The 20,084-nt window shown below is 66.5% G+C and carries 24 protein-coding genes; 10 read left to right on the top strand and 14 right to left on the bottom strand.

The annotated features are described in order from the left end of the window. Positions 1 to 18 precede the first annotated feature (18 nt). A complete protein-coding gene (locus ACODSC_RS00895; protein ID WP_488810927.1) occupies positions 19 to 807 on the bottom strand; it encodes a hypothetical protein in 789 nt (262 codons plus the stop codon). A gap of 456 nt (positions 808 to 1,263) precedes the next feature. Between ACODSC_RS00895 and ACODSC_RS00890 the strand changes: the two genes are divergently transcribed. Further along, positions 1,264 to 2,736 (top strand): DEAD/DEAH box helicase, encoded by a 1,473-nt coding sequence (locus ACODSC_RS00890; protein WP_488812122.1) that lies wholly within the window; start codon positions 1,264 to 1,266, stop codon positions 2,734 to 2,736. Positions 2,737 to 2,838: 102 nt separating this feature from the next. On the opposite strand, the gene ACODSC_RS00885 is transcribed toward ACODSC_RS00890, so the two are convergent. Next, positions 2,839 to 4,188 (bottom strand): OmpP1/FadL family transporter, encoded by a 1,350-nt coding sequence (locus tag ACODSC_RS00885; protein ID WP_488810925.1) that lies wholly within the window; start codon positions 4,186 to 4,188, stop codon positions 2,839 to 2,841. 162 nt (positions 4,189 to 4,350) lie between these two features. After that, positions 4,351 to 5,118: a competence/damage-inducible protein A gene (locus ACODSC_RS00880; protein ID WP_488810924.1), complete on the bottom strand. Its 768-nt coding sequence runs from the start codon at positions 5,116 to 5,118 to the stop codon at positions 4,351 to 4,353. Between the two features lie 98 nt (positions 5,119 to 5,216). On the opposite strand from ACODSC_RS00880, the gene map reads away from it, so the two are divergent. The 7 genes from map (at position 5,217) to ACODSC_RS00845 (ending at position 9,635) form a co-directional block, all read left to right on the top strand. Continuing rightward, positions 5,217 to 6,035 (top strand): type I methionyl aminopeptidase, encoded by an 819-nt coding sequence (map, locus tag ACODSC_RS00875; protein ID WP_372693036.1) that lies wholly within the window; start codon positions 5,217 to 5,219, stop codon positions 6,033 to 6,035. A 271-nt stretch (positions 6,036 to 6,306) separates the two neighbouring features. Beyond that, positions 6,307 to 7,032: a RadC family protein gene (gene radC / locus ACODSC_RS00870; protein WP_488810922.1), complete on the top strand. Its 726-nt coding sequence runs from the start codon at positions 6,307 to 6,309 to the stop codon at positions 7,030 to 7,032. Further along, on the top strand, positions 7,029 to 7,556 hold the full coding sequence (locus tag ACODSC_RS00865; protein WP_488810920.1) for a GNAT family N-acetyltransferase: 528 nt from the start codon (positions 7,029 to 7,031) through the stop codon (positions 7,554 to 7,556). The genes radC and ACODSC_RS00865 overlap by 4 nt, the downstream gene beginning before the upstream one ends. A 57-nt stretch (positions 7,557 to 7,613) precedes the next feature. After that, the gene (locus ACODSC_RS00860) at positions 7,614 to 7,856 is read left to right on the top strand and encodes a BolA family protein (RefSeq protein ID WP_488810918.1); all 243 of its coding nucleotides are present in this window, start codon (positions 7,614 to 7,616) and stop codon (positions 7,854 to 7,856) included. Between the two features lie 3 nt (positions 7,857 to 7,859). Then, positions 7,860 to 8,759 (top strand): aldo/keto reductase, encoded by a 900-nt coding sequence (locus ACODSC_RS00855; RefSeq protein ID WP_488810916.1) that lies wholly within the window; start codon positions 7,860 to 7,862, stop codon positions 8,757 to 8,759. 88 nt (positions 8,760 to 8,847) lie between these two features. Beyond that, positions 8,848 to 9,201 carry a Grx4 family monothiol glutaredoxin gene (grxD, locus tag ACODSC_RS00850; protein WP_488810914.1) on the top strand — a complete coding sequence of 118 codons (354 nt, stop codon included), beginning with the start codon at positions 8,848 to 8,850 and terminating at the stop codon, positions 9,199 to 9,201. Then, positions 9,201 to 9,635: an acyl-CoA thioesterase gene (locus ACODSC_RS00845; protein WP_488810912.1), complete on the top strand. Its 435-nt coding sequence runs from the start codon at positions 9,201 to 9,203 to the stop codon at positions 9,633 to 9,635. Before grxD ends, ACODSC_RS00845 begins: the two co-directional genes overlap by 1 nt. A 69-nt stretch (positions 9,636 to 9,704) precedes the next feature. Here ACODSC_RS00845 and ACODSC_RS00840 read toward each other — a convergent pair whose 3' ends face one another. Further along, positions 9,705 to 10,085: a hypothetical protein gene (locus ACODSC_RS00840; RefSeq protein WP_488810910.1), complete on the bottom strand. Its 381-nt coding sequence runs from the start codon at positions 10,083 to 10,085 to the stop codon at positions 9,705 to 9,707. A gap of 277 nt (positions 10,086 to 10,362) precedes the next feature. On the opposite strand from ACODSC_RS00840, the gene ACODSC_RS00835 reads away from it, so the two are divergent. Beyond that, a complete protein-coding gene (locus ACODSC_RS00835) occupies positions 10,363 to 11,469 on the top strand; it encodes an NADH:flavin oxidoreductase/NADH oxidase (RefSeq protein ID WP_488810908.1) in 1,107 nt (368 codons plus the stop codon). Here the strand turns inward: ACODSC_RS00835 and ACODSC_RS00830 are convergent, their stop codons facing one another. From ACODSC_RS00830 to rpsD, 3 genes are all read right to left on the bottom strand, one after another. Next, the gene (locus tag ACODSC_RS00830) at positions 11,470 to 13,827 is read right to left on the bottom strand and encodes a bifunctional diguanylate cyclase/phosphodiesterase (protein WP_488810906.1); all 2,358 of its coding nucleotides are present in this window, start codon (positions 13,825 to 13,827) and stop codon (positions 11,470 to 11,472) included. It abuts the gene before it with no gap. Positions 13,828 to 13,926: 99 nt separating this feature from the next. Next, complete coding sequence (locus ACODSC_RS00825; RefSeq protein ID WP_488810904.1) at positions 13,927 to 14,307, bottom strand: hypothetical protein; 381 nt, start codon at positions 14,305 to 14,307, stop codon at positions 13,927 to 13,929. A gap of 194 nt (positions 14,308 to 14,501) precedes the next feature. Next, positions 14,502 to 15,119 (bottom strand): 30S ribosomal protein S4, encoded by a 618-nt coding sequence (gene rpsD, locus ACODSC_RS00820; protein WP_488810902.1) that lies wholly within the window; start codon positions 15,117 to 15,119, stop codon positions 14,502 to 14,504. A 254-nt stretch (positions 15,120 to 15,373) separates the two neighbouring features. Here rpsD and ACODSC_RS00815 point away from each other — a divergent pair, with 254 nt between their 5' ends. Further along, on the top strand, positions 15,374 to 15,595 hold the full coding sequence (locus ACODSC_RS00815) for a hypothetical protein (protein ID WP_488810900.1): 222 nt from the start codon (positions 15,374 to 15,376) through the stop codon (positions 15,593 to 15,595). On the opposite strand, the gene ACODSC_RS00810 is transcribed toward ACODSC_RS00815, so the two are convergent. From ACODSC_RS00810 to ACODSC_RS00780, 7 genes are all read right to left on the bottom strand, one after another. Continuing rightward, on the bottom strand, positions 15,592 to 16,533 hold the full coding sequence (locus tag ACODSC_RS00810; protein ID WP_488810898.1) for an MBL fold metallo-hydrolase: 942 nt from the start codon (positions 16,531 to 16,533) through the stop codon (positions 15,592 to 15,594). The genes ACODSC_RS00815 and ACODSC_RS00810 overlap by 4 nt on opposite strands. Before the next feature lie 92 nt (positions 16,534 to 16,625). Continuing rightward, a complete protein-coding gene (locus ACODSC_RS00805) occupies positions 16,626 to 17,237 on the bottom strand; it encodes a superoxide dismutase (RefSeq protein ID WP_488810896.1) in 612 nt (203 codons plus the stop codon). A gap of 107 nt (positions 17,238 to 17,344) precedes the next feature. Then, complete coding sequence (locus ACODSC_RS00800) at positions 17,345 to 17,569, bottom strand: hypothetical protein (RefSeq protein WP_488810894.1); 225 nt, start codon at positions 17,567 to 17,569, stop codon at positions 17,345 to 17,347. Between the two features lie 15 nt (positions 17,570 to 17,584). Beyond that, entirely contained in the window at positions 17,585 to 18,526 is a 942-nt protein-coding gene (locus tag ACODSC_RS00795; protein ID WP_488810892.1) for a DUF4350 domain-containing protein, read from the bottom strand. Positions 18,527 to 18,554: 28 nt separating this feature from the next. Then, positions 18,555 to 19,406 (bottom strand): S-formylglutathione hydrolase, encoded by an 852-nt coding sequence (gene fghA / locus ACODSC_RS00790; protein ID WP_488810890.1) that lies wholly within the window; start codon positions 19,404 to 19,406, stop codon positions 18,555 to 18,557. After that, positions 19,403 to 19,825, bottom strand: a complete 423-nt coding sequence (locus tag ACODSC_RS00785; RefSeq protein WP_488810888.1) for a type II toxin-antitoxin system VapC family toxin — start codon at positions 19,823 to 19,825, stop codon at positions 19,403 to 19,405. Before ACODSC_RS00785 ends, fghA begins: the two co-directional genes overlap by 4 nt. After that, positions 19,822 to 20,049 (bottom strand): FitA-like ribbon-helix-helix domain-containing protein, encoded by a 228-nt coding sequence (locus ACODSC_RS00780; RefSeq protein ID WP_312572881.1) that lies wholly within the window; start codon positions 20,047 to 20,049, stop codon positions 19,822 to 19,824. The genes ACODSC_RS00785 and ACODSC_RS00780 overlap by 4 nt, the downstream gene beginning before the upstream one ends. Positions 20,050 to 20,084 lie beyond the last annotated feature (35 nt).

Genomic DNA, 20,084 nt, shown 5'->3' with positions numbered 1-20,084 from the left:
AGCAGAAAGGATCCGACTTCACAACTCATCCAGCGTCTCCCCCCATTCCTCTATCGACATGACCCCCCGCGCGGCGCCGAGGTAGAGGTCGAGGCCCTGGGAGATGCGGCGGTCCTCTTCGGGCTCGATGACGGGGTCCAGGCCGGCTTCGCGCAGTTGGTCTTCCAGGGCGGCGATGCGGCAGTCCAGCTGGACGCGGCGGGCCAGTTGAGCGTGGCTCCATTCGACGTCGGCGCGGTCCAGCCGTTCCCTGACCTCCCAATACCGTTCTCTCAGGTCCCAGTCGCTTCTGTCGCTGGTGTTCATGGCGAAGCGACGCGCGGCCTCCGCTTGGTTGGTCAGGATGTCGAAGACCAGTTGCAGGGGGGCGTTCGCCACCGTCATCCGGGCGGCGCCGGCGGGCCGGTCGCGGTCGGCCATCCTGCGATAGGTCTCGGCCAGGGACGCCAGGGCGCGCGCCTCGCCCCAGGCCTGGGCCATCATGGCCCGCCCCGAGGCATGGGCGGCGGCCTGGCCCAGGACGGCCGGATCGCCGCTATCGACGACAAAGCCGGGATCAAACAGGGGCGGCGGCGGGAATGGCAGCGCGGGCAGGGGCGTCGAACCGAGCGCTGTGGCTGTGGCGGTTTGGGGCGGGGCGGCGTGCATGTGCCGTGACCAGCCCTGGCGCGTGGCCCGCGCCCTCAGCGCCGGTTCGCTGATGTCATAGGTCTCGCACAGGGTGCGGGCGCTGACGCCGGCCAGATACTGGGTGCGGACCTTGTCCCACACGTCACGGGACCGAATTCGGTATGTGCGTTTTTCCATGGACCGATTATGGGTCCAATCGACATCTACGATGGAAGATCGACAAATTTCGGGGTCAAGTCGCTGAATTTGTAGAGTCTGCAATGCGAATGCATTGGCCCCAGCCATCCTATTGCATCGGTTGTCGACGCCGTGTGCAGGCGCGGCTCGCGCCCCGCCCCTTGCCGCTCCAGTTGACTTATCGGCGATAAGCGCCCATTTGCGCGGCGTCGCACAATCGCGATCTCCGGCGTCTCCAGCGCGTGTGGGTCTGATTCAGACCTGTCTGTAGAAGCCGCCGGCCCCTCATATCCATTCGCTGCCCGGACACGCGGGGCGGCGCCCGATCCACCCCGCAGGCCTCATTCCTTGAGGCCCCGTCGGGACTGGCGGTGCGCGGCCCGACGGCGTCATGCCATGGCCGAAGCGCGTCGCCGCTACGCGAAAGACATAACTGTGAGCATCACCTTCGAATCCATGGGCCTGAACAAGGCCCTTCTGCAGGCCCTGACCTCGGAAGGCTACACCACGCCGACCCCGATCCAGGAAAAGGCCATCCCCGACGTCATGGCCGGCAAGGACCTGCTGGGCATCGCCCAGACGGGCACCGGCAAGACCGCCGCCTTCGCCCTGCCGATCCTGCATCGCCTGGCCGAGAACCGCACCCCGCCGGTGCCGCGCACCACGCGCGTCCTGGTGCTGAGCCCCACGCGCGAACTGGCCACCCAGATCGGCGACAGCTTCAAGGCCTATGGCGCCCACCTGGGCTTCCGGGTCGCCGTGATCTTCGGCGGCGTCAAATACGGCGGCCAGGAGCGCGCCCTGCAACAGGGTCTGGACATCCTGGTCGCGGCGCCCGGCCGTCTGCTGGACCATATCCAGCAGAAGACGCTGGACCTGTCGCAGACCGAGATCTTCGTGCTGGACGAGGCCGACCAGATGCTGGACCTGGGCTTCATCAAACCGATCCGCCAGATCGTCTCCAAGATGCCGGCGCGCCGTCAGAACCTGTTCTTCTCGGCGACCATGCCGAGCGAGATCGGCAAGCTGGCCGGTGAGTTGCTGAAGGATCCGGTCAAGGTCCAGGTCACGCCGCAGTCGACCACGGTGCAGCGTATCAACCAGTCGGTGATCTATGTCGAACAGGGCCGCAAGCGCGCCCTGCTGACCGACATGTTCAGCGATCCGGCCTATACGCGCTGCCTGGTCTTCACCAAGACCAAGCACGGCGCCGACAAGGTCGCGGCCTATCTGGAAGCCGGCGGCGTCGAAGCCGGCGCCATCCACGGCAACAAGAGCCAGCCCCAGCGTGAACGCACGCTGGAAGCCTTCAAGAAGGGCAAGCTGCGCGTCCTGGTCGCCACCGACATCGCCGCGCGCGGCATCGACGTGGACGGCGTCTCGCACGTCGTGAACTTCGAACTGCCCTTCGTGCCGGAAGCCTATGTGCACCGCATCGGGCGGACGGCCCGCGCGGGCGCCGACGGCACCGCCATCAGCTTCGTCGCCGGCGACGAGATGAAGCTGCTGAAGGATATCGAGAAGGTCACGCGTCAGAAGATCCCGGCCATCGACCGCCGCAACGACAAGGCCCTGGGCCAGCTGGACGCCACCATCATGGCCACCGGCGTCGGCAAGAAGGCGACCATGCCGGAACGCGAAGGCGGCGACCGTAACGAAGGCGGCCGGGGTGGTCGTGGACGCAGCCGCGTCCCGCATCGCGACGGCGTGCGCCCGGAAGGCGGCGGTCAGCCTCACCGTCAGCGTCGCGCCCGTCCGGGCGAGACCCCGGCGGCCCCGCGTCCCGAACGCGCCTACAACCCCCTGGCCGGCGAGCGCGTCCCGTCGATCAACGACAACGTCAAACCGGCGGAAGGCGAAATGAAGCGCCGCCCCCGTCGCCGCCCCTCCAACGGCGGCAAGGGCTACACCGGCGCCGCCAAGGCCTGAGGATCGAACGGCGGGGTTCGCGCCCCGCCTTCATCTTGAGACAATAAAAAACGGCGGCTCCTTCGCAGGAGCCGCCGTTCTCATGTCAGGCGGGTGCAGACCTTAGAAGGCCCAGGTCGCGCCCATCGAGAAGCCGACGCCGTGGCCCTTGGCCTCGCCACGCAGGTTCGAGATGATCAGGCCATTCGCATAAACGTCGCGCGTGTCGTTTATCTGCGCGGTGTCGATGTCGATGTAGGTCACCGCGCCGTCGAAGGTCATTGCGCCGACCGTCTTGGACAGACCGGCCGCATACAGGAAGCGGTCGCCGTCCGGGATACGGGCGGTGCGATGATCGTCCGGGGTCGGGGTCGGGTCGTAGCCCACGCCCGCACGGACCGTCATGGTCGGATCGATCTTGTAGTCGAAGCCGATCGCGCCGGTGGTGACGTCGTCATAGTCCTGAACGATGGTCGAGGAACCGGTGGTTCCGTAGGCCACGCGGATGGCGTCGAACTCGCTCCAGCCGATCTGGTTGACCTGGGCGTTCAGGGTCAGGCGATCGTTGACGGCGTAACGGGCCGAGACGGTGGCGTACCAGGGGGTGTTGAAGCTGGCGACGCCGTCAGCCGAGACATTGGCGGCGGCCAGGTCACCGGTCAGGCCCGAGATGTTCACCGTGCCCTCAAGCTCGTGCTCGATCTTGGAGCGATAGGACAGACCCAGGTCCAGTTTGCCGAAATGCATCTGGGCGCCGGCGTTCCAGCCGTAATCCCAGCCGTCGCCTTCAAGGTCGTTGCGGCCGTCAGTCGAGGGAGACAGGGCAAAGGTGGGCGACAGGACAGCGGCCGACACGTTCGGCAGGGCCGAAGACAGTGTCGCCTTGGCGTACTGGGCGTCGAAGCCGGCGCCGATGTCCAGCCAGTCCGTGACCGTCATGGCGGCGACCAGGCTGACGTTGGCCGAGCGCAGTTCCGACGTCAGGGCGTCGTAACGGGCGAAGTCGGTCGGCTCGTATTTGGTGGTGAAGTTGTAGGGCGCCTGAATAGCGAGACCGACGTTAAAGCGGTCGCCGATCGGCATGGAGACGGCGAAGTTCGGCACGATGCCGCTCTCGACCACTTCGTGAACGTGCGGGTCCCCGTTGACGGGGGCGGTACGGCTGACGACGCCGACGCCGGGAACGGGGACGTTATAGGTCAGGCTGGAGCCGCGGTCATCGACGTCGGAATCGAGGATCAGGCCGTGCATGCCGACATATACTTCACGCTGGGTTCCGGCGATGGCGGCGGGGTTCCACCACAGGGACTGAACGCCCTTGTCGGCGCCCTCGCCCGAGTTGGCCCGGCCTTGGCCGCGGGTCGATTGTTCCTGAACATAGAAGGAGCCGGCCATGGCCGGAGCGGCGACGCCGGCCAGCAGGGCGGTCGTCAGGGCGAGCCCGCCCACGCGGGCGAAGTTCCTGGAGGTCATTTCAAACACCTAAGTAAACGCCGACCGCTTTACGTGCGGTCGATCCGGGGAGGAGCCCACTCAGCGTTCACGGCGCGAAAGCGTTGCGGGCAAGGCCCCCATCGGACCGGAAACGGGCGAAACCGTGGCGCCGGAGCCGCACATGATCACGGCTTCGAGAGGTTACGTAGCGGCAACATCGATGCCCAGATCACGCAGTTCGGCGATCAAATCTTGCGCCGCAGCCTCGACCAGGCCTGCGTCACGGCCACGGATGACCAGCTGGGTTCCGATCTCGCCGACGCTGCCGTGCCCAAAAGGATAGCTGCCGAACAACAGATCACGGCGCAGATTTGCGGCCGTCCGCAGCACATCGGCCACAGCCCCCTCGCCCACCCCGCTGACCTTCAGCGTGCGGGCGTGAACGACGGCGCCGGTGCGCAGACGCGGCGCCACGCCCTCCAGCATCGCCTGCATGATCCTGGGCACGCCGGCCATCACAAAGACATTGCCGATCTGGAAGCCGGGCGCGTCGGTGACCGGATTGGCGATCAACACGCCTCCATCAGGGATGCGAGCCATGCGACGGCGCGCGGCGTTGAAGTCGTCGCCATAGCGCCGCGCCAGGATCGCCAGGGCCTCAGGGTGTTCGGGCAGGGCAACGCCGAAGGCCGCGGCGACGGCGTCGGCGGTGATGTCGTCATGGGTCGGGCCGATGCCGCCGGTGGTGAAGACATAATCCCAGCGCGACCGCAGCGCGTCGAGCGCCTCGATGATCCGGTCGTGGTCGTCGCTGACGACCCGCGCCTCCATCAGGTCGATCCCCAGCGCGGCTAAGAACCGGGCAATTGTATTGGTGTTCGTGTCCTGGGTCCGGCCCGACAGGATTTCATCGCCGATGACCAGCACGGCGGCGGTGGGCCCGGCAGGAATAGGATCGACGTCGGTCATGCGGGAATCCAAACTCGGGGTTGAGGTTTCATGCTATAACGACCATCTGCGGCGAACGGATTGCGCCGTATCCCCGCCTTTTGCAGACCGATCGCCCCATGTACGAAACGCCCGAAATCGAAACCGACGTCCTGGTCCGCTCCAGCGCCATTCGTGTCCACGAAGCCGAAGACTTCGAAGGCATGCGCAAGGCCGGCCGTCTGGTCGCCGAGGCGCTGGACATGATCGCCGCCCATGTGAAGCCGGGCGTCCTGACCAGCACGATCGACGATCTGGTGCGCGAGTTCACCCTGGACAACGGCGGCCTGCCCGCCTGCCTGGGCTACAAAGGCTATGAGAAGACCGTCTGCACCTCGATCAACCACGTCGTCTGCCACGGCATTCCCGGCGACCGGGTGCTGAAGGACGGCGACATCGTCAACATCGACCACACCGTCATCGTCGACGGCTGGCACGGCGACAGCAGCCGCATGTATGCGGTGGGCGAGATCAACGCCCGCGCCAAGAAGCTGATCGACGTGACCTATCAGTCGCTGGATCTGGGCCTGGAACAGGTCAAGCCGGGCAACACCTTCGGCGACATCGGTTTCGCCATCCAGAAATTCGTCGAGGCCCAGCGCATGAGCGTGGTGCGCGACTTCTGCGGTCACGGCATCGGCCGCGTCTTCCACGACAGCCCCAACGTCCTGCACTATGGCCGTCGCGGCGAGGGGGCGGTGCTGAAGCCCGGCATGTTCTTCACCGTCGAGCCGATGGTCAACCTGGGCAAGCCGCATGTGAAGGTGCTGTCCGACGGCTGGACCGCCGTGACCCGCGACAAGTCCCTGTCCGCCCAGTGCGAGCACACCATCGGGGTGACGGAAGACGGGCTGGAAATCTTCACGGCGTCCCCGGCGGGCCTGTTCCGGCCGAACTGACTTTCATCCTTTTCTTTCGTCATCCTCCGGCGAGCGTAGCGAGACCGGTGGACCCAGCGGCGCCGAAGGCGAAATCTCTCCGCCGCTGGATGTCGAAAGAGGGCGTCTGTTGCAGGTTCGCGCTCTAGCGCGCCGCTGGGTCCCCCGGTCTGCGCCGCAAGCGGCTTGCCGGAGGATGACGAAAGAAGGTGCGCCGGCACACGTCGAGCTTGCACGCGATGCCGGATCGACCGATCCTGTGAGGGTTGCGCATCTGCGAGCCTGACGGCGTATGACCGACGAGAGTCTCACCAAACCCAAGCCGCGCCACAGCGGCCATCGCGACCGGCTGCGCGAGCGGGCGGCCAAAGGCGGGCTGGGCGCCCTGCCCGACTACGAGCTGCTGGAGCTGCTGCTATTCCGCAGCGTGCCTTACAAAGACACCAAGCCGCTGGCCAAGGACCTGCTGGCGCGGTTCGGAGGGCTGGAGGGGATCGGGGCGGCCAGCCATGAGGCGATCGAGGACCAGGCCGCGCGGTCGCTGGGCTATGTCGCCGGCAAGGCGACGCGGGCGATCGCGCTGGACCTGCAGCTGATCTTCGACGTGACGCGGCGGATCGCACGCGAGCCGACGGCGAAACGGCCGGTGATCTCGTCATGGACGGCGCTCTTGGCCTATGTGCGGGTCACCTTGCAGCACGAACCGCGCGAGCAATTTCGCGTGCTGTATCTGGACAAGAAGAACCAGCTGATCCTGGACGAGGTGCAGAACCGGGGCACCGTCGATCATGCGCCGGTCTACCCGCGCGAGGTGGTGCGGCGCGCGCTGGAGCTGTCGGCCAGCGCCCTGATCCTGGTCCACAACCATCCGTCCGGCGATCCCACACCCAGCCGCGCCGACGTCGAGATCACGAAACAGGTTGTGCAAGCCGGGCGCGCCCTTAACGTCGAGGTTCACGACCATCTGGTCGTCGGCCGCGACGGGGTGGCCAGCTTCAAGCAACTGGGCCTGATGTGACGGACTCCATTCTGACGACTGAGCGGCTGGTGCTGACGCCGGTCGCTGTGGCCGACCATGACGATCTGCTGGCCCTGTGGGGCGACGCGGAGTTCACCCGCCACATTACGGGCCGCCCCATGACGAGCGAGGAGGTCTGGTTCCGCCTGCTGCGCGACCTGGGACAATGGGCCGTGAACGGTTACGGCAGTTGGACGGTCCGGCGGGTGATGGACGGCGCCTATCTGGGAAACGTCTCGATCCTGAACCACCGACGGCTGATCGACCCGCCGTTGACCGATCCCGAACTGGGCTGGGGCCTGTCGCCGGCCTTTCACGGACATGGGTTCGCCGGTGAGGCGCTTGAGACCGTTCTGGCTTGGGCCGACGTCCACCTGACCGCGCCGCGCACCGTCTGCATGATCGCGCCGGAGAACCTGGCCTCGCTGAAGTTGGCGGCGCGGGTCGGCTATCGCCCCTATGCGACCGCGACCTACAAGGATCATACGGTGCAGTTGTTCGAGCGGCCGCGCCCGCCGGCGTAGGCGGGCATTAAGATTTATCGGTCAAACTGGCCGCGAACGAACCGCGAGTCCTTTTTCATGCCCATGTCCGTCGAAACGCTGCGCCAGCATCTGGTCGAGGCCTTTCCCGACGCCGAGATCGACATCGAGGACTTGGCCGGGGACGGCGACCACTATCGCGCCCGCATCGTCTCCAGCGCCTTCGCCGGACTGCCGCGCGTGCGCCAGCATCAGCTCGTTTATGGCGCGTTGAAGGGCCAGATGGGCGGCGAGCTGCATGCCTTGGCGCTCGAGACCTCAGCGCCGACAACGGGGAACTGATCCATGCGCTATCGCCCCTTCGGCGTCTCGGGCGCCGCCATCTCCAATCTGACGCTGAACTTCGGCTCCGACGCCCTAGCGCGCGGGCGCGCGGCGGGCCTGGACCTGCTGTATTCGGCGCTTGAAGCGGGCATCAACAGCTATCGGCTGGACAGCGCCGACCCTGTGGCCGCCGAGGTGCTGGGCGAGGCGCTGTCGCATGTGGATCGCAAGCTGGTCTATGTCGGACTGACGCTGGGCGCCGGGGACGGACAAGACGGGGAACGGGATTTCTCCGCCCAGGGCATGACGGCCGCCATTGACCGGGTGCTGCATTTCTCGGGCCTGGCCTGGATCGACATCGCGGTGCTGCACCAGCCGGGCGAGACCGAACTGCCGCAATCGTCGCTGAACGCCCTGAAGGCGCTGCGGGCCACCGGTCGCATCAAGCTGCTGGGCATCGCCGGGGACGGCGAGGTGATGGACGCCTATGTCTCGACCGGCGCCTTCGACGCCCTGCTGACGCCGTTCGACGTCAACGCCGACTGGCGGATCCGCAACCGCATCCGTGCGGCGCGGGAGCAGGACATGGCCGTCTTCGCCTATGATTTCTTCAAGGACCGGCGTTCCGGCCCACGCATCGCGCCGGTGTTCAAGAAGGGGCTGTTCGGCATCGGCGCCCAGAAGCGCCCCGCCGACACCTTGCAGAAGGACGCCTTCGGCTTCCTGTATCGCACCCCCAACTGGACCGCCGAGGCGATCTGCCTGGCCTATGTGCTGACCGATCCGACGGTGTCCAGCGTGATCGTGCGGGCCACCGACACCGATCGGCTGGCGACCCTGGCGGCGGCGCCCGAGCGCGACATGCCGCCCGGTCTGGCGGCCCAGATCGAGATGGCGCGGGTCGTCGCCAAGGCGGCCTGACGCGGGATCGACGGGACAAGTCGGCGCGGACGCCTTGACCCCGCCCTCTCCTCTCCCTAGCTGACGGGCTTCACGAAAGGCCCCTCCCGTGACTGATACTGCTCAAGCCGCTGATCCCGCCCACGCCTTCATCGGCGAAACCGTCGCCCAGCACGACGTCGTGCTGTTCATGAAGGGCACGCCCGACCAGCCGCGCTGCGGCTTCTCGTCCCTGGCGGTGCAGATCCTGGATCATGTCGGCGCCGCCTTCGTGGGCGTGGACGTTCTGCAGGATGAGGCGCTGCGTGAAGGCGTCAAGAGCTTCACCGACTGGCCCACGATCCCTCAGCTCTATGTGAAGGGCGAATTCGTCGGCGGGTCGGACATCATCCGCGAAATGTTCCAGGCTGGCGAACTTCAGGCCCTGATGGTCGAGAAGGGCGTGCCGCTCGGCGAGGCCTGATGGCTCGCAAGACGCTGAGCCCGCGCGAGGACCGCGAGGTCTTCGTCGTGCCGCTGGACGTGCGGCCAGAGCACATCGACGCTAACGGCCACGTGAACAACGTCGTGTATGTCGGCTGGCTGCAGGACGCCGGCACTGCCCACTGGAACGCGCGCTTCGACGACGAGACGCGAGCCAAATGGTCGTGGGTCGCGACCCGGCACGAGATCGACTATCTGCGCGGCATCGAACCGGGCGCCCAGGGCGTGGTTGCGCGCACCTGGGTCGGCGATCCGCAGGGGCCGCGCTTCACCCGCTATGTCCGCATCGAGGACGCCCAGGGCCGCGTCTGCGCCCAGGGCGTCACCGAATGGGTGCTGGTCGACGCCGCGACCCTGAGACCCCAGCGCATTCCGCCCACGATGCTGAGCGTGTTCGAGACGCCGAAAGGCTGACTGTTCCAATGCTCCGTCATCCTCGCCCTTGTGGCGAGGATGACGAGGTCAAAATGTATCGTGCGCGTCTTACTTCAGCGGATTGAGGATCCGCGCCGGGGTGCCGGGCTCCAGGCCCAGGTCGGCATAGGTCCAGCGCAGTTCGACGCCGTCGGCGACCAGGGCCTTGCACAGGTCTTCCTTGGTACGGCGCAGAGTGATCTCGGTCGGGGTATTGTCGGACACCGAGACTTCGAAATCGGACGCCTGGGTGCAGCCGTTGGAATCGACACGCACGACCAGGGCGCCGTCCGCAAAGCGCGCTTCGCGGATGGCCTCGGCCGGCGGGGCGTCGTTGCGCGTGACATTGACCGAGACGTTCTCGCCCGCATCGCTGTCATAGATGACGCAGGCCGACAGCAGGGGCGCGACCAGAGCCGCGACCGCCAGGCCTTTGACGACGCCGCGCATCATTGATCCGACGCCGGGGCGGTGATGACGCGCGTGGTGGGCTTTTCGGTCGAGACGATGATGCAGCCCGACAGCAACGGAGCGGCGATGGCGATGGCGAGAGCGAGACGAAGCATTTGGTTGTTCCCCTTTGAAAGCTTGACCCTTTGTGCCGCGCAGTCCCGTTCCGCACACGTGAATTATCGGCAAGCTGGATGAACAATCGGACAGGCTGGACTTGAACGCGTCTGCAACCGCCATAGCTACGGTCCCTCCCCTTCCCATCGGATCGTCTCTCATGAGCCTGCTGTTCTCGCCCCGCGCCGTGGGGCCCCTGACGCTGAAAAACCGGGTCGTCATCGCCCCTATGTGCCAATATTCCGCCGTCGACGGCGTCCCCCAGCCCTGGCACGTTCAGCACCTGGGCAAGCTGGCGCTCTCGGGCGCAAGCCTGGTCATCGTGGAGGCGACGGGGGTCGAGGCGGCAGGCCGCATCACGCCGGACGACACGGGCCTGTGGAACGACGCCCAGGAAGCCGCCTTCGCGCAGATCATCAGCGACATCCGCACCTATAGCGACACCCCCATCGGCGTTCAGCTGGGTCATGCGGGCCGCAAGGCCTCGACCACGGCGCCGTGGAAGGGCGGCCGGGCCCTGACCGCCGAGGACGGCGCCTGGGAGACCTTTGGCCCTTCCGCCCTGCCCTTCCGCGACGACTGGCACACCCCCACGGCGACGACGCAAGCCGACATGGACCGCGTGGTCGCTGCGTTCGAGGACGCGGCGCGCCGGGCGGACCGCGCCGGGTTCGACCTAGTCGAACTGCATGCCGCCCACGGCTATCTGCTCAGCGAATTCCTGTCGCCCGTCTCCAACCAGCGCACGGACGACTTCGGCGGTTCGGCCGAGAACCGCGCCCGGTTCCCGCTGCGGGTCGCCCAGGCCCTGCGCGACGCCTGGCCCCGGACCAAGGCGCTGGGCGTACGCTTCAACGGTTCGGACTGGGTCGAGGGCGGGGTGGCGCTGGACGAGGTGACCGCCTTCGGCCGCGCCCTGCACGACATGGGCTACGACTATCTGCACCTGACCTCGGGCGGCAATGTCGCGCGGGCGGATATTCCGGGCGACCAGCCCGGCTATCAGGTGCCATTCGCGCAAGCCGTAAAGGCGGCGACGCCGGACGCCAACGTCATGGCCGTGGGCATGATCTTCGATCCGAAGCAGGCCGAGGACATCGTGGCCTCGGGACAGGCGGACCTGGTCGCCATCGCCCGCGCGGCGCTGGACGACCCCAACTGGGCCCATCACGCCGCCGTCGCCCTGGGCGAGGACGAGGACCTGCCGCCGCCCTATGCGCGGGCGGGCAAGGCGACCTGGCCGGGGTACGGCCGGGCGGGCGACTGATCAGGCGGCGTCTTCCAGCCTGCGTGCGACGGCCCACATGACCATGGCCGCGTCCTGAATACGGCTGTCGGCGATCGCCTGAGGGCGGCCCAGCAGATAGCCCTGGACCTCGTCGCAGCCCTGGTCGCGCAGGAAGGTCAGTTGTTCCAGCGTCTCGACACCCTCGGCCAGCACCGGGATCTCGAGGCTCTCGCCCAGCGCCAGGACGGCGCGGACGATGGCGGCGGACTGCGGTCCGCCGTCCAGCTCGGACATGAAGGAGCGGTCCAGCTTGATCTTGTCGAAGGGGAAGGCGCGCAGGGTCGACAGCGACGAATAGCCGGTGCCGAAGTCGTCCATAGCGATGGAGACGCCCAGCAGCTTCAGCTGGCGCAGCACATGGGTGGTGCGCTCCATGTCGGTGATCATGGCCGTCTCGGTGATCTCCAGCTCCAGCCGCGAGGGCGACAGGCCGGTCTCGATCAGGATCTGATGGACCAGGCGCGGCAGATCGACATGGCCCAACTGGACCGGCGAGAGGTTGACCGCGATCTTGTGCGGCTCGGGCCAGGCGGCGGCCTCGGCGCAGGCTTTCCGTAGCACCCATTCCCCAATCGGCAGGATCAGGCCGTTCTCCTCGGCCAGAGGGATGAAGTCGGCCGGCGAGATGAAGGTCCCGTCGGGCTGGATCCAGCGCAGCAGCACCTCGTAGCCGGTGATTTCGCCCGTATCCACGGCGGCCTGAATCTGCCAGTTCAGGCTGAACTGGCCTTGGTCCAGGGCCTCGCGCATCTGCTGGGCCATGCGACGGCGGTTGCGCACCGCCTCGTCCATCTCCTCCTCATAGAAGCAGACATCCGTCGCCAGGGAGGCCTTGGCCCGGTACATGGCCAGGTCGGCATCGTTGATCAGGGCTGAGATGTCTGTCGCGTCGTCGGGCCAGACGGCGATGCCGATGCTGAGACCGCAGGCGACCTCGGCGTGGTTCAGCAAGACCGGGGCGGTGACGGCCTCACGCAGGCGATCGGCCAAGCCCAGGGCGTTCTCGCGCTGCTCCACCGGCATGACGGCGACGAACTCGTCCCCGCCCAGACGGGCGACGAACTCGCCGGGACGAAGACAATCCTTCATCCGCTCGGCGATGCGGATCAGAAGCTGATCCCCGGCGGCGTGGCCGTGAACGTCGTTGACCTCCTTGAACCGGTCCAGGTCGATGGCCAGCAGGGCCACCTTGGTCGGGCCGTCGTCGCCAGTCTGGCGGGTCAGCCATTCCAGGAAGGACGAGCGGTTAGGCAGGCCGGTCAGGCTGTCGTTGCGGGCCAGGTGGGCGATGCGGCGTTCCTGGGCCAGGCGCGCGCGCAGGTCGCGCACCGCATAGATCATCAGGTCCGCCTCGGCGGCGTGTCCGCCATCACGGCGTACGGCGATCTCGACCGGAATGGCGGAGGCGCCCTCCCCGGCCAGGGTGGATTGCGTCAGGCTGCCGGCGTTCAGATCGCCGATGCCGCCGATCCAGCGCGACAGCGGCTCGCCGATCAGGGCGTCATGGTCCAGACCGGCGAGGGCGGCGAAGGCGGCGTTGGCCGCCAGGATGCGACCGTCCTGCTCCACCACCATGCCGTCGACGCTGCCTTCAAGCAGGTGGTCCAGGCGAGCCTTGGCCTGAAGGCGGGACTGCATGTCCAGGGCGTGGCTGGCGACGCCCGTGCCGAACATCATCAGACCGACGCCGGCGACGGCGAAGGCCATGATCACATTGGCGGGGTCGATGGCGACCTTACCGGCCATGGGGGCGAACGGGATCACCGTCATGGCCGCCATGCCGGTGAAGTGCAGGGCGACGATGCCGAGAACCATCAGCAGAACGGGGGAGACCTGTCCGGGAAGACGGGCGCGATTGAAGGCCAGGGCGCCGAACAGGACCGCGCCGACCACCGAGGCAGTCACATAGGCGGGCGACCAGTGCACGACGGCGTCGGTGGCGAAGGCCGCCATGCCGATATAGTGCATGGCCACAACGGTAAGACCGAAGAGCACCCCGCCGATCTCGGAGGTGAACCGGCCCGACCGGGAAGCGATCCAAAGCGCCAGCGCGCTGCCGCCGATGGCCACACCCAGGGACATGCCCGTCAACATCGGCTGGTAAGCGATGTTGACGCCCGGCTCATAGGCGATCATGGCCACGAAATGGGTGCACCAGATCGTCGCCCCGGTGGCCACGGCGCCCATGAAAGTCCACGCCAGACGCGTGCCCTTTTCAGCTTGGCGAAGCCGCCGGAACAGGCGGAAGGTGATGATCGAACCGATCAGGCACATCGCGGCGGCGAGCCCGACCAGCCAAAGATTATGGTCGTCGGTCAGGCAGGTGAAAAAGCGCATGAAAGCTACGGGACCGTGAATGAACAACCGTCTCTGTAGCCGATGAGATTTAACCAGACGCCGCCGAACAGGCTTAACCGTTCCTTACGTGGCGGCGCGTCAGGTGCGAGGCATCTGATAGGGATTGTTGACGCTGACGGGCGAACCGGGCGCCAGGCCCAGTTCCTCGAACGACCATTTCAACTCCACCCCCTCGACCAGGTCCTGGCGGCATTTGTCCTCGTCGATGCGGCGCAGGGTGATGACGGCGTTTCCGCCCTGCAGGCTGACGATGGGGATCAGGTCTTCCTTGTCGGTGCAGCCGTTCGAACTGACCCAGAAGACGGCCTCGTCCTTGGTGAAGGCGGCCGCATGGATCGGTTCAAGCTCGCCGGGCATGCCGACGGTCGAAACGCTGGGCTCGCCGGACGTGGCGCAGGCGGCCAGACCGGCGGCGCCTGCGGCGATCAAGGCCAAGCGTCTTATGATGGAGCCGTACACCGACGACCTCCCCTGTCTCAAAGCCTGAACCGGCCGAGAATGCGCCTGTTCGCCCGTGAAGGGAACAGGGTGAAAGACAAAGGGCCCCGGACGGATCCGGGGCCCTTCCAACTCAAGTCTCCAAGACCGTCGCCTGCAGGGCTCAAGTAGCCCGAAGGGCGATAGCCCCCTGGAGACAGCTTCGTAAGCGCAGCTTACGAAGCGTAGTATTCGACGACCAGGTTCGGTTCCATCTTCACGGCGTAAGGCACGTCCGACAGTTCCGGCACGCGGACATAGCGGACGGTGAACGAACGATCCGACAGCTCCAGATAATCCGGCACGTCACGTTCCGAGGACTGCTGGGCTTCGATGACCAGCGCCATGTTGCGCGACTTTTCCTTCACCGTGACGACGTCTTCCGGCTTTACGCGATAGGAGGCGATGTCGACCTTCTTGCCGTTGACCATGACGTGGCCGTGGCTGACGAACTGGCGGGCGGCCCAGACGGTCGGGACGAACTTGGCGCGGTAGACGATGGCGTCCAGACGCGATTCCAGCAGGCCGATCAGGTTTTCCGAGGTGTTGCCCTTGCGGCGGGCGGCCTCGTCATAGGTCTTGGCGAACTGCTTCTCGGTGATGTTGCCGTAGTAGCCCTTTAGCTTCTGCTTGGCCTTCAGCTGCAGACCGAAGTCCGAAACCTTCGACTTGCGACGCTGGCCGTGCTGGCCGGGACCGTAGGAGCGCTTGTTGACCGGAGACTTGGCGCGACCCCACAGGTTTTCACCCATGGCCCGGTCGATCTTGTATTTGGCGCTGTGGCGCTTGGACATTCTATTCTCTTTTCACTGATGCGGCCCGGCATCCCCTCGATTGGGAATGCGATCTCAACGGCGGTCCACGCATCTTCCGTCATCACCCGCCCCTCCGGCGAACCGGCAGGCATGGAAGGCGGCGCTTATGGCCACCAGGACGCTGTGAGTCAAGCCGGGCGGGCCGTTAAGCACGATGGAATGGAACGATGATCCGCACCCATCCCTTTTCGATCAGGTGAAGCCTCCAATCGTGTCGATCGAGGAGGATGTCGGTGACAAATGAAACCAAAAGCTTCCAGACCGGCCTTTCCGAGCCGGCCTTCGCGACGTTGAAAAGCAAACTGATCGACCTGGTCGAGCCGTTGAACGACGGCCAGCTGCTCGAACTGGCCGACGGCATCCACGAGATGCTTCGACAGCGCCGCATGCTGCGCCAGCACCATGCCGAGCGCATGAACGAGCGCGCCCGGCATAGTCTGGACCTTCTTATCTAGTCCTTGGCGGATTGCGCCTCGGCGATGAACATCGCCCGGCCTTCGCGCGTCTGGATCTTGCCTAGCCCCGGGAAGGGGAAGTGATAGGCATAGATGTGGGCGCCTGACGACCGCAACGCGGTGATCTCGTCCATCCGACGCTCCATGCCGGCGACCTGGTCGTTGTCGTACCCGTTGCGCCAGTCGGGATGTTCGACAGACAACAGCCAGTGGTGGACGATGTCGCCGGTGTAGAGCAGCTGGTTCGGGCCGTCCTTGATCAGATAGGAGACATGGCCCGGCGTGTGGCCCGAGGTGTCCTGAGCCGTCACGCCCGGCGCGACCTCGCCGCCCGGCTCGAACGTCTGGACCTTGGGCGTTATGACCCGCACCAGATCGGCCATCTCGGCGTTGGCGCGCAGCGAAGTCCACTCGGCCTCTGACATGCGGATCGCGGCGTTGGGGAAGGCCAGGGCGCCGTTGGCGACCAGACCGCCGACGTGGTCGCCGTGCCCGTGCGAGATGAGGACGTCGGTGATGCGGGCGGGATCGATCCCGGCTGCGGTCAGGCTCTGCATCAGCTGGCCCTTGCCCTGCCCCAGCCCGGCGTCGAACAGCATGATCCGGTCGCCGTTGGTCACCAGCAGCGGATTCACCTCCAGGGTGATGGGATCCGCAGGCTGGCCGGCAGCGGTCAGGGCGGCCCCAACCTGTTGCGGGGTCAGGCCCACGCCGAAGGTCTGGTTGTCGTTCTTGACCGGGTTCTCCCCGTCGAACAGGGCGATGGCGTCAAGCGCGCCGATCTTGAAGCGATAAACCGGCTTTTCGGCCGGGGCGGCCACAGTCTGGGTCGGGTTCGGCGGCGCAGGGTCGCCCGCCTTCTGTTCATTCGCCGGCTGGCAGGCCGCCAGCATTAGGGCGGCCGTCGCGGCCCCCGCCATCGCCATCGCCATACGCATCGCGTCTCTCCCGTTTCGTGCAGCTTGAATCGAAAACGCCCGCCGGAGGTTCCGGCGGGCGTCGATCGGTCTTGTCCCGATCCGGACCGGCCTTATTTGGCGGCGGCGTACAGTTCGTTGACCTTGTTCCAGTTCACCACCGACCAGAACGACTTCAGATAGTCGGCGCGGCGGTTCTGGTATTTCAGATAGTAGGCGTGTTCCCAGACGTCGGCGCCCAGGACGACGGCGCCCTTCTGGTCGGCCACGTCCATCAGCGGGTTGTCCTGGTTCGGCGTGGAGGTGATCTTCAGCTTGCCGTCCTGCACGATCAGCCAGGCCCAGCCCGAGCCGAATTGGGCGGCGCCGGCGGCGTTGAAGTCTTCCTTGAACTTGTCCATGCCGCCCAGGTCGGCGTCGATGGCGGCCTTCAGCTCGGCCGACGGTTCGCCCGTCTGGCCTTCCGGGGCCAGCAGTTCCCAGAACAGGCTGTGGTTCCAGTGACCGCCGCCGTTGTTGCGCACGGCCTTGGGCGCCTTGGAGATGGAGGCGAACAGCTCTTCCATCGACTTGCCCTGCAGAGAGGCGTCGGCGTCGACAGCCTTGTTCAGGTTGTCGACATAGGCCTGATGGTGCTTGTCGTGGTGGAAGGTCATCGTCTCCTTGTCGATGGCCGGCTCCAGCGCGTCATAGGCGTAGGGCAGCGGGGGCAGGGTGAAGGCCATGGGAGAGCTCCTTTTCCGACAGATCTTGATAGGCAGCACATAGGCGCCCGTTCGTAAAACCCAAGCGACAACGCCCGGATTCGTTCCGACTTATCGGCCCGGAACGGTCAAGCTGGCAAGTTCGCCTTCAGGCATTCGCGCACGGCGCGCTTCACGTCGCCCGGCGCATTGGGCTCGTCCACGCCCTCGGCGGCGAAGACGGCGCGGACGGCGGCGTCCAGACCCTTGGGCAGGGCGGCGACCACCTTCTTCTGCCCCTTCTCGTGCAGGCAATAGCCCACCTCGCGGCACAGGGCGGAGAACATGGGTTCGTAGGGATCGGGAGCGCTCATGGCGCCCCTTTAGCATCAGGGGAGAAGACGCGACAGCCAGTGCATCAGGTTCAGCACGAACTGCTGATCGTCATGGCCGGTCGTATTCAGCCCCATGCGAACGGGCTCGCGATCCGGTTGGTCTGGAAAACGCACGATCTGCGCCGTGAGCATGCCGGCCTCTCCCAGCACGACGACCCGGCCCGCGCCGAAACGGAAGGCGAAACCTTGAGCAGGCAAGGCAGGTCGCGACAGCTCAGCGAGAACGACGGATGGATCCTGGCCGGCCCGCAGGCGACGTCGGATCGTCTGCAGGGCTTCGAGATCGGGAGCCTCTCGCGCGTCCACGCTCATCGCCAACAACACGGTCGCGTCTGTCGGTCCAGCGAGCGACTGCCCGGTGAAGCCCTTGACGACTGTCACGCGCTCGCTTTCATCGCGGCCTTCGATGATCGGATGATCCGCAAGCGCCGGGCGCGGAAAGACCAGATTGGCCGTGACGTCGCCGCCCACGGGCTGGAAGGCGTAACCCGTGCCCATCGAGACCCCGAACCTTGCGGCCAGGGCTTCGGCGGCTGCGCCGTGCGGCGCGTGATCGGCGGCTAAAAGCAACGCCCCGCCCTGCTCCACCCAGCGGCTGATCGCCTCGATCTCGGCGTCGTCGAAAGCCGAGGCGCGAGAGCCGTCCGCCGGGCGCGCGGGATTGGAGATGACCAGCACCGCCACCCCAACGAGCGCGCCGGGCGCATCGAGCCGCCCCCGGCTCGCTTCGATCCGATATCCGTCCGCCCGCATCAGGGCGGCGAAGGCGGCGTAGCGTCCTTCAATGGTCTGCTCGCTGCCATGGCCCTGATCGACACGGACCACAGGGCCGTCGGCCGCGTAGGCCGGCGCCGCCACCTCGGGTCGCCAGTCCAGATCGCCGACCTGCTCCTGCGCCAGGGCCGGTACAGCCGCCAGCATGACCGCGAGAACCATCCCCCCCGGGCGACGCCTCATCCGACGGTCAGCCCTTCAACCGCTTGGCGTGGAAGGCGACGTGATCGGCGATGAAGCTGGCCATGAAGAAGTAGGAGTGGTCGTAGCCCGGCTGGATGCGCAGGGTGATCTTCTGGCCGGCGGCGTCGGCGGCGGCCTGGAGCAGTTCGGGTTTCAACTGGTCGGTCAGGAAGCTGTCGGCGTCGCCCTGGTCGATCAGGATGTCGTCGTAGACGCCTCGTGCAGCGCCGGCCGCGATCAGTTTGGCGGCGTCGTGGCGGTCCCAGGCGGCGCGCCCTTCACCCTCATTGGCGCCGAGATAGGCGGTGAAGGCCTTTTCGCCCCAGGCGCACTGGGTGGGCGAGCAGATGGGGGCGAAGGCGGAGACGGACCGGAACAGGTCGGGATGGTTCAGCGCCAGGGTCAGAGCGCCGTGGCCGCCCATCGAATGGCCGCTGATGGCGCGGGCGCCGGTGGTGGGGAATGCGGCGTCGATCAGGGCGATCAGTTCCTCGGCGACATAGGTTTCCATGCGGAAATGCGGGGCCCAGGGGGCCTGCGTCGCATCCAGATAGAAGCCCGCACCCTGGCCCAGGTCATAGGCGGGGTCGTCGGCGACGCCGTCTCCGCGCGGGCTGGTGTCGGGCGCGACGATGATGACGCCGTGTTCGGCGGCGGCCCGGTAGGCGCCGGCCTTGGCGGTGAAATTGTCCTCGGTGCAGGTCAGGCCCGACAGCCAGATCAGGACGGGAAAAGGCCCGTCGCCCGCCGGCGTGAAGACCGACAGGGTCATGGCCGTGCCGGTGGCTGTGCTGTCGTGCTTCAGATAGCGGAGGGTTCCGCCGTGGACGATGTGGGTCTTGGTGGTCTCGAAGGTCATGCGACGGTTTCCGGCGAACTCAACAGGCGAACATCCATTCCCTCGACCTTGCCCAACTTCCGGGCCAGCTTGAGGTCGGCTGTGACGAGCGGGATACCCCGCCGCCGCGCCATCACGGCATACAGGCAGTCGGTCATCGAATGGTTCAGGTCGCAGGCCAGGGTGAAGGCCTCGGAGATCAGCCCCCGATGATCCACCAGATCGACCACCTGCGGGATGATGGACAGGTTCTCTGCCGCCGACGACGACTGCAACTCGTCACGAACGACATAGCGGCGAAAGACATTCGCCACCTCGATCAGCATCAGGTCAGGCGCGACCGCCGGACCATGGGTCCGACGCGCCTCTATCGCCGCATCCGCCAACGGATCATCGACGAACCATTTGACGACGACGCTGGCGTCGAAGACCGCACTCACCGGTCGCGGTCTTCGCGGATCAAAGCGGTGGAGTCGAGCGACGAGCCTCGCGTCTGCTCGCGGGATCGTCGGGAGGCTTCCTCAAAGCGGGCTTCTACGTCCATGGCCTCGCGCGCCGCCATATCCCTGAACTTCTGCTCCAGGGAGATGTTCTGAGCCTTCGCCATCACCTTTAGGCGGGCGACGATACGGTCATCCAAATCGCGTACGAGAACCTGAGCCATACATAATGATAGCGTGGCGCTATCATTGCGGCAAG

The organism is Brevundimonas sp. FG128, from assembly GCF_057809775.1.
Note: the sequence above shows the minus strand (reverse complement) of the source record. Positions and strands in the feature narration are given on the sequence as shown.

Coding starts and splice junctions, on each gene's coding strand:
- radC (WP_488810922.1), top strand. CDS start 6,307: ATGACCGACGAGAGTCTCACCAAACCCAAGCCGCGCCACAGCGGCCAT.
- ACODSC_RS00800 (WP_488810894.1), bottom strand. CDS start 17,569: ATGAGCGCTCCCGATCCCTACGAACCCATGTTCTCCGCCCTGTGCCGC.
- rpsD (WP_488810902.1), bottom strand. CDS start 15,119: ATGTCCAAGCGCCACAGCGCCAAATACAAGATCGACCGGGCCATGGGT.
- ACODSC_RS00805 (WP_488810896.1), bottom strand. CDS start 17,237: ATGGCCTTCACCCTGCCCCCGCTGCCCTACGCCTATGACGCGCTGGAG.
- ACODSC_RS00895 (WP_488810927.1), bottom strand. CDS start 807: ATGGAAAAACGCACATACCGAATTCGGTCCCGTGACGTGTGGGACAAG.
- ACODSC_RS00780 (WP_312572881.1), bottom strand. CDS start 20,049: ATGGCTCAGGTTCTCGTACGCGATTTGGATGACCGTATCGTCGCCCGC.
- ACODSC_RS00795 (WP_488810892.1), bottom strand. CDS start 18,526: ATGGTTCTCGCGGTCATGCTGGCGGCTGTACCGGCCCTGGCGCAGGAG.
- ACODSC_RS00860 (WP_488810918.1), top strand. CDS start 7,614: ATGCCCATGTCCGTCGAAACGCTGCGCCAGCATCTGGTCGAGGCCTTT.
- ACODSC_RS00855 (WP_488810916.1), top strand. CDS start 7,860: ATGCGCTATCGCCCCTTCGGCGTCTCGGGCGCCGCCATCTCCAATCTG.
- ACODSC_RS00810 (WP_488810898.1), bottom strand. CDS start 16,533: ATGCGTATGGCGATGGCGATGGCGGGGGCCGCGACGGCCGCCCTAATG.
- map (WP_372693036.1), top strand. CDS start 5,217: ATGTACGAAACGCCCGAAATCGAAACCGACGTCCTGGTCCGCTCCAGC.
- fghA (WP_488810890.1), bottom strand. CDS start 19,406: ATGACCTTCGAGACCACCAAGACCCACATCGTCCACGGCGGAACCCTC.
- ACODSC_RS00830 (WP_488810906.1), bottom strand. CDS start 13,827: ATGCGCTTTTTCACCTGCCTGACCGACGACCATAATCTTTGGCTGGTC.
- ACODSC_RS00885 (WP_488810925.1), bottom strand. CDS start 4,188: ATGACCTCCAGGAACTTCGCCCGCGTGGGCGGGCTCGCCCTGACGACC.
- ACODSC_RS00880 (WP_488810924.1), bottom strand. CDS start 5,118: ATGACCGACGTCGATCCTATTCCTGCCGGGCCCACCGCCGCCGTGCTG.
- ACODSC_RS00840 (WP_488810910.1), bottom strand. CDS start 10,085: ATGCGCGGCGTCGTCAAAGGCCTGGCGGTCGCGGCTCTGGTCGCGCCC.
- ACODSC_RS00890 (WP_488812122.1), top strand. CDS start 1,264: ATGGGCCTGAACAAGGCCCTTCTGCAGGCCCTGACCTCGGAAGGCTAC.
- ACODSC_RS00835 (WP_488810908.1), top strand. CDS start 10,363: ATGAGCCTGCTGTTCTCGCCCCGCGCCGTGGGGCCCCTGACGCTGAAA.
- ACODSC_RS00845 (WP_488810912.1), top strand. CDS start 9,201: ATGGCTCGCAAGACGCTGAGCCCGCGCGAGGACCGCGAGGTCTTCGTC.